The organism is Sphingomonas sp. LH128 (genome assembly GCF_000293195.2).
GTDB classification, from domain to species: domain Bacteria; phylum Pseudomonadota; class Alphaproteobacteria; order Sphingomonadales; family Sphingomonadaceae; genus Novosphingobium; species Novosphingobium resinovorum_A.
This window is the reverse complement of record NZ_ALVC01000397.1, coordinates 1-12,259: the sequence shown is the minus strand read 5'-3', so window position 1 is coordinate 12,259 and position 12,259 is coordinate 1. Positions and strand designations below refer to the sequence as shown.

The window sequence follows — 12,259 nt, the reverse complement described above, 5'->3', positions numbered from 1 at the left end:
CCGGCGTGTCAGGTCTGGTCGGGGATCAGCCGGCCGTTTGCAAGCCCGCCGCGCTCTCCACCGGATCGACCGAAACGTCGATGTCCTTGAGCGCGGGGAGTACCTTGCGGGCGATCAGCTCGTAGTTTTCGAGGCCGACGTCGAAGGGCATGTCGCCGAACTGGGTATAGATGATGAACTTGCCCACGTCGAAGCGCTCCTTCATCACCTTGAGCTTCTCGACCACTTCCTCGGGCCGGCCCCAGATCTGCAGGTCGGCGAGGAATTCGTTGAACTTCTCGATCCCGTGCTTTTCGACGCTGCGGGCGAGGGCGCCGTAGTATTCGTAGCCCTCGATGTTGGCGAATTCCTTGTTGCCGAACTGGTAGAACGACGAGGTCGAGCGGGCATATTCGACAAGGTACTTGTCGCGCATCTCCCTGGCCTTGGCGGCGTCTTCGTTCGCGGCGATGAAGCATACGACGACGGGCTTTGGCGCATTGCGGCCGTTCACCGCCTTGAACCGGTCGCGATAGGTGGCGAGATCCTCGTCCACCTTGTCCCACGGCTTCTGGGCGATGATCATCAGGCCGACGTCGAGGTTGGCCATCAGCTTCACGGACTCCGGCGAGACGGCCGAGGCGAAGACGCGGCCGCGATAGCTGGAATAGGGGCGCGGGCGCAGTTCGACGCGGGGCTGCTTCAGATAGTCGCCGTCGTATTCCATCACGCCGGTTTCGAGGCCCTGCAGCAGCGCCTCCGCATATTCGCGGAACCGTTTGCGCGCCTCGCCCATGGGGACGCCGAAGCCGTCGAACTCTTCCTTGCCGAGACCGCGCCCCATGCCGAGCACCGCGCGGCCTTCGGAGAACTGGTCGAGCAGCAGGAAGCTCTCGGCGATGCGCACCGGGTTCTGCCAGGGCAGCACGGTGACGGTGGTGCCCAGCTTGATGCGCTTGGTCTGGCCCGCGACCCATGAAAGGAACTGCGGCACGTTGGGGGTCATCATGTAGCCGGTGAAGTGGTGCTCCGGCGTCCAGACAGAATCGAAGCCCTGGTCTTCCGCGCGCGCCGCGAGCGAAAGTTCGTGCCGGAACACGTCAACGTCCGACACCTGATCGTGCAGGTTCTGAAACGTCAGCCCCAACCCAACTTCCATGACTCGATCTCCAATCCTTGATTCGTTGCGTTCAACCTAATATATATTAGGCGATCAATGCAAGGCTGTTTTTGCGGGTGAGGCAGCTGGAGAGGCATGCGGGTAATTCCGGAAAAGGCGCGCATTTTTGCCGGATATCCCTGTAAAAAGGCCGTCATTCCATTCAAAGCGTACGAATTACGGCGCTCCGGAAGCGATCGCACGGACTGGCTTGACCGCAGCACCTGTCGTGGAATAATTTAACGAGAGTTAGGGAGAAGTTGTGATGACGAGCATGGGCAGCGTGACGAGCCGCAGGCGGGCGATGGCCGACCGGCATCCCGAATGGCTGTCGTGGACGCTGCACGCCTATCTCGACTGGACGCAGGCGGATTTTGCCGCACGTCCGTTGGTCGTCACGGACGGCGAAGTGCTCGATTACGGATCGGTCGCGGCGCTGTCGCGCAAGCTGGCCTCGGGGCTGGCGGCGCGCGGCATTGCGGCCGGGGACCGCGTGGGCCTCGTCATGGCGAACGACCCGATGACGGTGCCGCTGCTTTTCGCGATCTGGCGCGCAGGCGCGGTGGCGGTGCCGATCAACACGCTCTATCGGCCCGATGAACTGGCCTATGCCGTGCGTGAGGCCGGGTGCGCGCTGCTCGTGGTGATGCGCAGTTTCGGCTCGCGCGATTTTCCGGCGATGCTCGATGCTGTCCTGCCCGGCTGGCTGGGCGGCGCCTGCGCCGACGCGCCCGAACTCAAGGGCGGGCTGGTGTTCGATCGCGACGCTCCGGCCGATTTCGTGCAGGCGCTTGCCGGCGATGGCGATGCCGGAGAGATCGCCGTGCCCGTCTCGGCGGATGACCTTGCGGTAATCATGTTCACCTCCGGCACGACCGGATCGCCCAAGGGCGTCGCCATCACGCACGACAACCTCATGCGCGCGGCCTATGCGGGCGCCTATCATCAGGCGTTCGAGGAGGGGCGCCGGGCGGTGTTCTCCTTGCCGCTCTACCATGGGTTCGGCCTGGTGGTCGGGCTGCTTTCGGGCATGGTGGTGGGCGGGGCGATCATTCCCCTGCTGAAGTTCGATCCGCACGCGATCCTCACCGCGATCGGGCGGCACCGCGCGACGTACCTGATGGGCGTGCCGACGATGACGATCGCGCTGCTGGAACAGGCGGAAAAGGAAAGCTACGATTTCTCCTCGCTCACCGCGATCCACAGCGCGGCCGCGCCGACGCCGAGCTGGGTCTGGAAACGGATCCAGGCGACCTTCGGGTGCGAGGACATCATCACCAGCTACGGCCAGACCGAAGTGACGGCGACGGTGGTGTGCACAAGCCCCGGCGATCCGATCGACGTGGTATCCGAAACGCAGGGATGCATCGTCGAGGCGGGCATCGCGGGCATGCCCGATCAGGGCGGCCGCATCGCCGAATTCAAGACGATCGACCCGGAAACCGGCGCCGACCTGCCCTGGGGCAGTCCCGGCGAACTGTGCTGCCGCAGTCCGATGAACAGCAAGGGCTACTTCCGCCGTCCCGACGCCACTGCCGAACTGTTCCTGCCCGGCGGGTGGATACGGATGGGCGACCTCGGCCAGTTCCGCGCGGACGGCAACCTGTTCCTGACCGGCCGTTCCAAGGAACTCTACAAGAGCCGGGGCGAACTGGTCTCGCCCAAGGAACTGGAGCAGTTGCTGACCCGCCATCCGGACATTTCGCAAGCGTTCTTCATCGGCATGCCCGACGATCGCTATGGCGAGTGCGGCTGCGCATGGGTGGTGCGGGCGCAGGGGAGCGCGATCTCCGCGCGCGAAATCGAGGCGTTCATGGCCGGGCAGGTGGCCGCGTACAAGCTGCCGCGCGACATCTGGTTCATCACCGACGAGGAACTGCCCAAGACCGGCACCGGCAAGGTCCAGAAGGCGCAGCTCAAGGAAAAGGCGCTGAAGCTGGTCTGGGACATGTCCGTCAGCAGAGCGTGAAGACACACAACACAAGGATGAGAGGAATGCCCGAGGTTCAAGTTTCTCCGATCGAGGAAATCATCCGGGAGGCGGTCGAGGGCCGCCCCTACATACTCGTCGATGCGGACAACCGGGAGAACGAGGGTGATGTCATCATCCCCGCCCAGTTCGCCACGCCCGCGCAGATCAACTTCATGGCCACCCATGCGCGCGGCCTGATCTGCCTGGCGATGACCAGGGCCCGCGCGGATGAGCTGCAGCTCAAGCCCATGGCGCGCCGCAACGAGTCCGGTTACGGCACCGCCTTCACCGTCTCCATCGAGGCGCGGGAGGGGGTGACGACGGGAATTTCCGCGGGCGATCGCTCCCATACGATCTTCGTTGCCGTGAACCCCAACTCCGGCGCGGCCGATCTGGTATCGCCGGGGCATGTATTTCCGCTGACGGCGCGCGACGGCGGGGTGCTGGTGCGCGCCGGCCATACCGAGGCGGCGGTCGATATCTCGCGCCTTGCGGGCCTCACCCCGGCCGGCGTGATCTGCGAGGTGATGAACGAAGACGGGACGATGGCCCGCCTGCCCGAACTTCTCGAATTCGCGGGGAAGCACGGGCTCAAGGTCGGGACGATCGCCGACCTGATCTCCTATCGCCGCCGTTCGGAGAAGCAGGTCGAGCGTGTCGTGAGCGCGCCGTTCGAGAGCCATTACTGTGAAGGGCCGCTGACCATTCACGTCTATCGCTGCCTGCTGGACGGCGGCGAGCATGTCGCCATCGTGAAGGGGCAGGTGCGGCCGAACGTCGATACGCTGGTGCGGGTGCATCAGGTCGACATCACCGCGGACATGTTCGGCTGGACCGCCGCGCACCGCGATTACGTGCCGCGCGCCCTGAGCGCGATATCGAGCCATTCCGGCCCGGCGGTGGCGGTGTTCGTCCGCGATCCCGATCCGACCTCGATCTCCCGCCGCGTCGCCGGTGGGCGCAAGACCTATCACGAGACGCATGCGACCCGCGACTACGGCATCGGTGCGCAGATCCTGCGGGATCTGGGGGTGGGGCAGATGACGTTGCTGACGTCGAGCCAGGCCAAGCTCGTGGCGCTCGAAGGGTTCGGGCTGACGGTGACCGCGCGCGCCGCGCTGCGCGGTGAAGAACCGGTGGCGTCGCTGCGGCTTGCCGACGGATAGGACGCAGCAAAAGGGGGAAGCGGCAGACGCCGGTTCCCCCTCTTTCTCGAACTTTCAGAGCGGTAGTATCTTGCCGTAACCACCCTTGTGGAAGATCAGCGGGCTGCCTTCATGGTGCACGTCGAGCCCGCGCACCCGGCCGAGCACGATGTAGTGGTCGCCCGCCTCGTGCACGGTGTCCAGTTCGCAGTCGATCCAGGTCAGGGCGCCGTGGATGATCGGTGATCCGAGCGCCGACAACGCGAAATCGAGCCCTGCGAACTTGTCCTCGCCCTTGGCCGAAAGGGCGCTGCACACGGCCTGCTGGCTATCGCCCAGAACGTTGACGCAGAAGCGACCGGCAGCCTCAACCCTGGGCCATGTCGTCGAGGACTTGTCGGGAAAGAACGCGACCAGCATCGGGTCGAGCGAAACCGAAGTGAACGATCCGACGACGAGCCCCACCGGCCTGCCATCCTCGCCCATGGCGGTGATGGCGCAGACGCCGGTGGGGTAGTGGCCGAGGATACGGCGAAATTCCCTGGGCTCGGCGATCATGCGCGGTCCCAGACCAGCGGCACGCCTTCGACGGTGCCGATGATGCCCGAATGGAACACCGGCTTCGCATCGGGGGCGAGCGTGAACTGCGGGATGCGCTTCAGCCACTCCTGCAAGGTCACGATCACTTCGAGGCGGGCGAGGTGCATGCCTGCGCAGCGGTGCGGCCCTTGCGCGAAGGTGGAATGGGCGATGCCGGTGCGGCCGGGCCTGAGCGTCCAGGCATCATCGTTGGCGTGCGCATCGAGCCCGTGCAGCGCGGTCGGCAGCAGGATCATGTCGCCCTTCTTCAGCTCGACGCCGCGATAGGTCATGTCATAGGCCACCATGCGCGCGTCGGAGACGACCCCGAAGCGGCGGAACATCTCCTCGGCGCTGCGCTGGAGTTTCAACGGGTCTTCGCGCAGTTCCGCTACCGTCTCGGGATTACGCGCGAGATGCAGCATCATGAAGCTGAGGAAATTGACGACCGTGTCCAGCCCGCCGAGCAGCAGCAGCGAGATCAGCCCCAGCGCCTTGTCGTCGGGCATCGGCGCGCCGTTGATCTCGGAATTGAGCATCGTCGTGATGAGATCGGTGCCGGTGCCTCCGCGCCGCGCCGCAATGATCGGCTCGACGTAGCGGAAGAAGCCCTGGTTCGCCTTGTCGAGCGCGGCGGCCTGTTCGCCGGGCGTGCGACCGGGCGGACGCGTCATGTCGTTGGCGAGTTCGCCCAGCATCGGCGCGTCGCTTTCGGGCAGGTCGCACAAGGCGAGGAACACGCGAACGGGGAAGATCCCGGCATATTGCTTGCCGAAATCGCAGCGGCCATCTGTGACGAAGCCGTCGATCAACTCGGCGGCGGTCTGGCGGACCTGCTCCTCGGTGCGGCGGATGGCGGTGTGGTTGAGGCCCTTGTCCAGCACCTTGCGATACGGCGTGTGCTCGGGCGGGTCCATGCGGGTAGGGACCATGGCGTACTTCTCGCCTGCTTCCTTGGGCAGGAAGATGATCTCGCTGGAAAAGCGCGAGGGGTCGCGGTAGATCTCGTCGATCAGTTCGCCGCGTGTCGCGATCCAGTGCCCGCCGGTCAGCGGCGTGTAGATCAGGTCAGGCATGCCGTCCTGTTGCAGCCGGCCCCAGGCTTCGTGGAAGCCGTCCTCGATGCCGTCGGGCGCGAACATGTCGACGTCGTGGACGAGGTGGGCGGGCACGTGACCCGGAACGATGCTGCGGTGCTTTTCAAGCTGCGCTGTGCTCATGACATGTCCTCAGGCGATGGAAGGGTCGATGACGGCCTTGGTCGCGATGCCGGTGCGGGTGGCTTCGAGCGCCTTGCCCGCATCGGCGATGGAGAAGCGGTGGCTGATGAGGTCCGCCAGCGGCACCTTGTCCTGCAGCCGCACGGCGAGATGCATCGCGTGATAGTAGTTGCGCGGCGCTGGGAAGGCCGCGCCGCCGATCGTCAGGTTCTTCACCGTCAGGTCGCGCGGCGAAATCGGCTGGGTGCCGATCGCGCCCCACAAGCCCAGCACGATGTAGCGGCCGTGCGGGCCGGTCAGGTCAACACCCTCGGGGAAGGCGGGCAGCACGCCGGCGGCTTCGACCACCACGTCCGGGCCGCCCGGGCCGGTGAGATCGTAGACGGCGCGGCGGCGTTCCTCCACCGGCAGGTCGAGCGAGACGGTGGCGGTCGCGCCCAGCTTCATCGCGGCGGCGAGACGGGCGGGGGCCTTGTCGATGACCACGATGCAGCGCGCGCCCATCTGCGCGGCGACCAGCACGGCGGACAGCCCGACCGGCCCCGCTCCCTGCACCACCACCGCGTCGTTCAGCGCGATCGGGCCGCAGCGGTCGAACCCGCGCAGCACCGTGGGCAGCGCGCATCCCAATGCCGCGACCGCCAGCGGATCGGCATGGTCGGGCAGGCGGTAGAACGACATGCCGCTCGGCAGCCAGGCAAAATCGGAATAGCTGCCCCAGTTCGGCTTGTTCGCATGCTCGAAGTATTGCGTGTTCTCGCAAGGGGTCTGCTGCAGCACGGAGCATGAATAGCAGCGCCCGCACAGCGGTATCGGCGACCATACGACGAGGTCGCCCACCTTCACGTCGACGCCTGCGTAGTCCTTGGCGACGCCCGCGCCCAGCTTATCGATGCGGCCGACACCTTCGTGGCCAAGGATGATGGGAAAGGGCATCTCGCCCGCCTCGCCCGAGGCGATGTGGACGTCGCTGCCGCAGACCCCGCCCACCACCGTGCGCACAAGGATGCCGCCCGCCTGCGGATCGGCGATGGGCAAGTCCCAGGTTTCCAGGCGGTTCTTCTCGACCAGTACGGTGGCCCTGCCGCGCATGACGTTTATCCTCTCTTTGCGTCTACCCCGCCCGCACAGGCGGACGGGGCGGATCGCATCCTATCAGAAGCGGTAGGTAACTTCGGCGCCGAAAGTCTGCGGCGCGCCCCAGATCGCGGTGTTGAAGCCGCCGCTGGCGCCTTCGACGTAACCCGAGTTGTAGTAGAGCTTGTCGAACAGGTTCTTCACGTAACCGGCGACGGTCACGTTGCTGCCCATGACGTTGTTCCAGCTCAGGCGCATGTCCACGGTGACGTAGCCCGGCAACTGCGTGCGCGGCGTGATCGAGCCTTCGTTGTTCGAGAAGTACGTCATCTTCTGCCCGAACACGTCGGTGCGGAACTTCACCTCACCGGCGCTTTCCGGCACAGGCAGTCCCACTTCGGCATAGACCGAGCCCGCCCACTTCGGTGCATCGGTATAGGTGTCGAAGGGAATGGTCAGTCCGGCCACGCCGGTAGCAGAGGACAAGTCGACGATATTCCTGGTGAACTTGGCGTCGGTGTAGGCGCCGGAGAACCCGACTTCCAGCCATTCGCTCAGGCGGAAGTTGCCGTCGAATTCCACGCCCTGGATGCGCTTCTTGGGAACGTTGACGGTGAATGCGGCCGGGTTGCCGTTCACCAGCGCGTAGATCGAATGCTGGGCGTCGGTCACGATCTGGCGATAGGCGGCGATATTGACCCGCGATGCCACGCCGCCGATGTAGCCGTTGAACTTGTAGCCAAGTTCGAAGTCGTAGGTGTTCTCGTTCTTGAAGAAGTTCGTGTTGTTGTAAGGCACGACCGCGCCGTTGAAGCCGCCGGCCCGGAAAGAACCGCGCTGCGCGAAGTAGACCATGTTCTGCGGGTTGATCTGGTACTGGATGTTGAACGTCCAGCTCGGATCCTTGAGGTTGGCCTTCTGCTTGAGCGGGGTATCGCCATCGAGGTTGAACAGGCTGCCCGGGTTCTGGCGCAGGCGCATCTGCTCCCAGGTGTAGCGTCCGCCCGCAGTCACCGTCAGCTTGTCGGTCAGCTCGTAGCTGAGCTGGGCGAACAGGGCCTTGGATTCATCGTCGTTGGTATAATAATAGGCGATGTCGGCCAGCGGCGTCGCCAGTTCCGATCCGACGATGACCGGGATGTATTCCTTCTTGCGGGACCACGAGTAGTACGCGCCGACGATGTATTCGAGGCGACCGGTCTTGCCCTGAAGCTGCAGTTCGTTGGAAATGCGCTTGGTCGAGAATTCCTCGCCGCCCGGAGGTCCGTTGCCGAGACCGCTGTTGTTGTAGAGGTTGAGCGAGCCGAAGGGCGATCCGGAAAGGATGCCGGGCGTGCGGGCGAAGGCATCGGCATAGCTGAAGATGTTCTTCAGCATAACGTCGTCGCCCAGTTCCATCTCCGTGGTGTTAGTAACGAAGGCGGTGTGCGCCTTGTGCGGCAGGTCGTAGCTCAGCCAGACCTTGTAGGGGTTGGCTTGCTGCCAGGCGAGGTAGCCGGCGACCGCGCCGGGCCAGGTGCCGTCGCCCATCGGCCCGTCGCCCAGCGTCGGCGCGAAGGGGCTGTTCATGCTGTAGACGCAGTCCAGCGTCGCGGTGAGCTGGTAGCCGTTGTTGGTCTCGCCGCAGGCATGGTAGGAATAGAGGCCGCCGGCACCCTCTGTTCCACCGAAGTCGCTGTACTGCGCAACGGTGGTCATCTTGAACCCGGAAGACGGCTCGATCACCAGGGTAACGCGGCCGGACTTGGCATCGGTGTCGCCCAGCGTGCTGCCGGTGTTGACGTTGCGGATGTAGCCGTCCTGCTTGTTGTAGTCTCCCGCAAGGCGCAGTTTGATGACGTCCGAGATCGGCAGGTCGATGGCGCCCTGGGCCTGGATGTAGTTGCGCTCGCCACCCTTGATCGTGAGGTAGCCGCCGAACACGTCGCCGGGCTTGGTCGTCTCGTAGAGGATCGCGCCGCCGGTCGCGTTGCGGCCGAACAGCGTGCCCTGCGGGCCTTTCAGCACCTGCACGGAACTGAAGTCGAAGAAGGCGGTCGAGGTGTTGCCCTCGGTCATCGGGGCGTCGTTGATGTAGGTCAGCACTGCCGGGCTGGAGCCGGAGAACGGATCGAGTGTCTGCCCGCGCAAGGTGAAGCTGAGCTGGTTGGAGTTCTGCCCGCTCTTGACGACAAGGCCTGGGACAAGCGCCGCAAGGCCCTGTTCGCTGGTGACGTTGCGGTCCTGAAGCACGTCGGCGTTGAATGCAGAGACCGATACCGGAACCTTGGAAAGCGACTGTTCGCGGCGCTGCGCGGTGACCACGATTTCCTCGATCTCGGGCTTGGCATCCTTGGCCTGGGCGGCCTCCGCGCCGCTCTGGGCATGAGCCGGCATCGCCAGCATCGCAGTGGCGATGGCCATCGTAGAGGTCGCGCCGAAACGGAACGTCATTGCAGTTTCTCCCTTTCCCGGACCCTCGTAGGCCCCGTGGTCTTCGCTCTAAACTAATAACCATTAGTCTACGGTCAAGCGGAAATTTGGAAAGGCTTCTGCGCGGACGAATTTGTCCGGATTTTGCGAGGCGAACGTGAAAATCACAGGTAAATCGCTGATTTCTGGCGGACAGGATTTCCGCTATCTGTGAGTGACTATGATCGCCATGGGCTTGACAACCTGTTGTCTGCCAAATCAATAATAGGCTGATATTCGACAACTCGCATGGGAGAATCCAAATGGCGCGACTCGCTGGCAAAGTGGCCATCATCACGGGCGCAGGACGGGGCATGGGCGCCTCACATGCCCGGCTTTTCGCCGAGCAGGGGGCCAAGGTGGTGCTGACCGACCTGAACGCAGCGGCGGGACAGGCACTGGCGGACGAGATCGGTGCCGCTGCCGTCTTCGTGAAGCACGACGTGACCAGGCTGGCCGAATGGCCGGCGGTGGTGGACGCGGCCGTCACGAACTTCGGCGGCGTCGATATCCTGGTCAACAACGCCGGTATCCTCGGCCCGCTCGCCGATACCAGGGACTTGACCGAGGAAGACTATCACCTCGTCTGCGCGGTGAACCAGCATTCGGTGTTCCTGGGCATGAAGTCGGTGCTGCCGGCGATGCTCAAGCGGGGCGGCGGCTCGATCGTGAACATTTCCTCGATCGCGGGAATGGCGGCCAACTACGGTTTCCCCAGCCTTGCCTACGTAGCCAGCAAGTTCGCGGTACGGGGCATGACCAAGGCGACCGCGATGGAGTTCGGGAAGCACAACATCCGCGTGAACTCGGTCCATCCCGGCTTCATCCAGACCCCGATGATGGTCGAGGCGACGGACGAAGTGGGCGGCGAGGCGCTGGCGCAGATCCCGCTGGGCCGGATCGCCGACCCGCGGGAGGTTTCGAACCTGGTGCTGTTCCTGGCCTCGGACGAATCGTCCTACATCACCGGCGCCGAACATCTCGTCGATGCCGGCATGCTCGCTCACTGAGCGTCATGACCGGAAGCGGGAAAGGGGGCGGCGATGGCGCAAGTCGAACTGTTCGTTGAAGGGCGCACGGCGCGCGTCCATCTCAATCGCCCCGAAGCCCGCAACGCGCTGACGTTCGGGATGGACCTCCTGCTCTCGCGGTTCTGGCGGCAGGTGGACGAGGATCCGGAGATCTGGACGGTCGTGCTGACGGCGCAAGGCGACGAGGCGTTCTGCATCGGCGCGGACATGTCCGAAGCCAGACCGGCGGCGCCGCGCCTGGCCGTTGGCGGCGGCCTGACCGGCATCGGCGGGCCGCTCGTCCCCCTGAGCAAGCCGCTGGTCGCGGCCGTACAGGGTTTCTGCGTCGGCGCGGGGTTCGAACTGGCGATGTGCGCCGACGTCATAGTCGCTGCGGAGAATGCGCAGTTCGGCCTGCCGGAAACCCGCCGGGGCATCATCGGCGAATGCGGCGTGGTGCATCGGGCTGTGCGCCGGTTGCCGCATCATGTGGCGATGGCGATGATCCTCACCGGGGAACGGATCGACGCCAGGGCGGCCGAACGCTTCGGGCTCGTCAATCAACTGGTTCCGCTTGCCGGGTTGTCCGAGGCGGCGATGGATTGGGCCGCGAGGATCAACAAGGCCTCTCCGCTGGCGAACCGGGCCGCCAAGGCCGCCGTCGCGCGAGGGTTGGCGCTCCCGCTCGAGGCGGCGCTGAGCAGCCGCTTCGAGGAGATCGAGCGTTACGCAGGCAGCAACGATGCGCGCGAGCGCGACGCCGCTATCGTGCAAGGGCGAAGACCTGTTTGGACTGGCCGTTGATCGGTTAGAACAAGAGAGAAATTCCGGATTGGCGGTTCACCGAAGGTATCTGATCAGAAAGCACGTTAGCAACAGGGGAAAATGTTCGAGCAAGTGACACTTGAGCGAATGTACAGTGTCGGGAACATCACTTCTACTTGCGCGAACGAATAGTCTAAAGTACTTCACCGCTCAGCAGTGGCCAAGCAAACTATTGACTGACTATCGTATGGGCCGCCGTTCATGGTTGTGCGCTATAAAGGCTTCATTTGGGCGGCAGCCGACGCGGCGTGAATGTCAGTTATTCCCACGACCCAACCTCGAACCGGACTTTCGCCTCGGCCCGTCTTGAGTGTCCAAGAAGTGAAAGCGGACCGGGCGCAGGTTGGAACGATAATTTCGACGCTGAACGGCCGGCATGGGTCGGTTCGGGCAAGGGCGAGCACCGGATCGAGCGCCATTTTGAGCAGTCGGCTTTGTATTAATAATTCGAGAGGTTGCACCGTTTGGCCGCCTTTATCCTCTATAGGCTTCGAGAAATTCATGAGAGCGCAGGGCTTTGGCTGCTGGCGGGTTATTGGGGCAATATGCGAATGCCCCCATCATCGTCAGATTGTTGAGCGGACCGGCCGGACGATCAGCGTATTAACGTCCACATCCGCCGGCTGCTCCACCGCATAGGCGATGGCGCGCGCGATCGCGTCCGGGGTGAGCGCGATGGAGCGGAAATCGACCATGGCCTGCGCCGCGACCGGATCGGTGATCGTGTGGGCCAGTTCCGATTCCACGACGCCCGGCGCGATGATGGTGACGCGAATGTCGTCATGCTCCATGCGCAGCGCCTCCGAGATGGCGCGCACTGCATATTTTGTCGCGCTGTAGAC

The 12,259-nt window shown here is 64.3% G+C and carries 10 protein-coding genes; 4 read left to right on the top strand and 6 right to left on the bottom strand.

All coding sequences use genetic code 11. The features are described 5' to 3' along the window. Nucleotides 1-25: 25 nt before the first annotated feature. Nucleotides 26-1,138: an LLM class flavin-dependent oxidoreductase gene (locus LH128_RS26190; protein ID WP_008832710.1), complete on the bottom strand. Its 1,113-nt coding sequence runs from the start codon at nt 1,136-1,138 to the stop codon at nt 26-28. 265 nt (nt 1,139-1,403) lie between these two features. Here LH128_RS26190 and LH128_RS26185 point away from each other — a divergent pair, with 265 nt between their 5' ends. Both LH128_RS26185 and ribB read left to right on the top strand, forming a co-directional pair. Continuing rightward, a complete protein-coding gene (locus LH128_RS26185; protein WP_008832709.1) occupies nt 1,404-3,107 on the top strand; it encodes a class I adenylate-forming enzyme family protein in 1,704 nt (567 codons plus the stop codon). Nucleotides 3,108-3,133: 26 nt separating this feature from the next. Then, nucleotides 3,134-4,276, top strand: coding sequence for a 3,4-dihydroxy-2-butanone-4-phosphate synthase (ribB, locus tag LH128_RS26180; RefSeq protein WP_008832708.1), 1,143 nt, complete (start codon nt 3,134-3,136; stop codon nt 4,274-4,276). Nucleotides 4,277-4,330: 54 nt separating this feature from the next. On the opposite strand, the gene LH128_RS26175 is transcribed toward ribB, so the two are convergent. From LH128_RS26175 to LH128_RS26160, 4 genes are all read right to left on the bottom strand, one after another. Continuing rightward, nucleotides 4,331-4,813: a flavin reductase family protein gene (locus LH128_RS26175; RefSeq protein WP_008832707.1), complete on the bottom strand. Its 483-nt coding sequence runs from the start codon at nt 4,811-4,813 to the stop codon at nt 4,331-4,333. After that, nucleotides 4,810-6,054, bottom strand: a complete 1,245-nt coding sequence (locus tag LH128_RS26170) for a cytochrome P450 (protein ID WP_008832706.1) — start codon at nt 6,052-6,054, stop codon at nt 4,810-4,812. Before LH128_RS26170 ends, LH128_RS26175 begins: the two co-directional genes overlap by 4 nt. Nucleotides 6,055-6,063: 9 nt before the next feature. Beyond that, nucleotides 6,064-7,146, bottom strand: a complete 1,083-nt coding sequence (locus LH128_RS26165; protein ID WP_008832705.1) for a zinc-binding dehydrogenase — start codon at nt 7,144-7,146, stop codon at nt 6,064-6,066. 63 nt (nt 7,147-7,209) lie between these two features. Then, the gene (locus tag LH128_RS26160) at nt 7,210-9,564 is read right to left on the bottom strand and encodes a TonB-dependent receptor (RefSeq protein ID WP_008832704.1); all 2,355 of its coding nucleotides are present in this window, start codon (nt 9,562-9,564) and stop codon (nt 7,210-7,212) included. Between the two features lie 281 nt (nt 9,565-9,845). Here LH128_RS26160 and LH128_RS26155 point away from each other — a divergent pair, with 281 nt between their 5' ends. Both LH128_RS26155 and LH128_RS26150 read left to right on the top strand, forming a co-directional pair. Next, nucleotides 9,846-10,592 (top strand): SDR family NAD(P)-dependent oxidoreductase, encoded by a 747-nt coding sequence (locus LH128_RS26155; protein ID WP_008832703.1) that lies wholly within the window; start codon nt 9,846-9,848, stop codon nt 10,590-10,592. Nucleotides 10,593-10,625: 33 nt separating this feature from the next. Then, nucleotides 10,626-11,396 carry an enoyl-CoA hydratase/isomerase family protein gene (locus LH128_RS26150; protein WP_008832702.1) on the top strand — a complete coding sequence of 257 codons (771 nt, stop codon included), beginning with the start codon at nt 10,626-10,628 and terminating at the stop codon, nt 11,394-11,396. 587 nt (nt 11,397-11,983) lie between these two features. Here LH128_RS26150 and LH128_RS26145 read toward each other — a convergent pair. Continuing rightward, nucleotides 11,984-12,259, bottom strand: a 276-nt coding sequence (locus LH128_RS26145) for an SDR family oxidoreductase (protein WP_008829778.1), incomplete at its 5' end; no start/stop codon positions are given.

Coding starts and splice junctions, on each gene's coding strand:
- LH128_RS26190 (WP_008832710.1), bottom strand. CDS start 1,138: ATGGAAGTTGGGTTGGGGCTGACGTTTCAGAACCTGCACGATCAGGTG.
- LH128_RS26185 (WP_008832709.1), top strand. CDS start 1,404: ATGACGAGCATGGGCAGCGTGACGAGCCGCAGGCGGGCGATGGCCGAC.
- ribB (WP_008832708.1), top strand. CDS start 3,134: ATGCCCGAGGTTCAAGTTTCTCCGATCGAGGAAATCATCCGGGAGGCG.
- LH128_RS26175 (WP_008832707.1), bottom strand. CDS start 4,813: ATGATCGCCGAGCCCAGGGAATTTCGCCGTATCCTCGGCCACTACCCC.
- LH128_RS26170 (WP_008832706.1), bottom strand. CDS start 6,054: ATGAGCACAGCGCAGCTTGAAAAGCACCGCAGCATCGTTCCGGGTCAC.
- LH128_RS26165 (WP_008832705.1), bottom strand. CDS start 7,146: ATGCGCGGCAGGGCCACCGTACTGGTCGAGAAGAACCGCCTGGAAACC.
- LH128_RS26160 (WP_008832704.1), bottom strand. CDS start 9,564: ATGACGTTCCGTTTCGGCGCGACCTCTACGATGGCCATCGCCACTGCG.
- LH128_RS26155 (WP_008832703.1), top strand. CDS start 9,846: ATGGCGCGACTCGCTGGCAAAGTGGCCATCATCACGGGCGCAGGACGG.
- LH128_RS26150 (WP_008832702.1), top strand. CDS start 10,626: ATGGCGCAAGTCGAACTGTTCGTTGAAGGGCGCACGGCGCGCGTCCAT.